We start from the raw sequence: 525 nt of genomic DNA on the forward strand, positions 1-525 counted from the left end.
TGATCGCGTGTTGTTTTCTCTGCCGTTTAAAACCACCTACTCGGATGACATGGCAATAAGCATCATGAGCCCGGTTTATTTCCAAGGTGAGTTAGTCGGCGAGTTTTCAGAACAGCTCTATCTTTCATCACTTTATAACGAAGGTAAAGCCGTCGACGTACAGATCTCCAATGGCAACAAGCAAATGGTGATCTATTTTTCAGGTTATCCGTGGCCATCGTTCGCGTACACCCAATCTGTCGTGGCAGACAACAACAACTTGATTGTCTACATGTACCCGTTCAGTAAAGTGATGGTGGATTACAGCTTTCTGTTTGTTATTTTCTTTTTGGCAACCTTGGCGTATTACAACAAAGCGCATGAATCCAAAGAGAGCAAACTTCGTCTGGCGACGGCACTGACGAATGTGACAAAAGACGATTTAACTGGGTTACTTAACCGCAGAGTCTTTAAAGATAGCGAATTCAAACGCCGCTTGAAAACGGCCCATTATTCCGTCATTGCCATTGATGGCGACAGGATCAA

1 pseudogene is annotated in these 525 nt (G+C 44.2%); it reads left to right on the plus strand.

Annotated features, from left to right (window positions below):
* A pseudogene (locus tag R7190_RS30520) lies at positions 1–525 on the plus strand (GGDEF domain-containing protein); the annotation flags it as partial.

It is taken from the genome of Vibrio sp. 1078-1 (assembly GCF_033340475.1).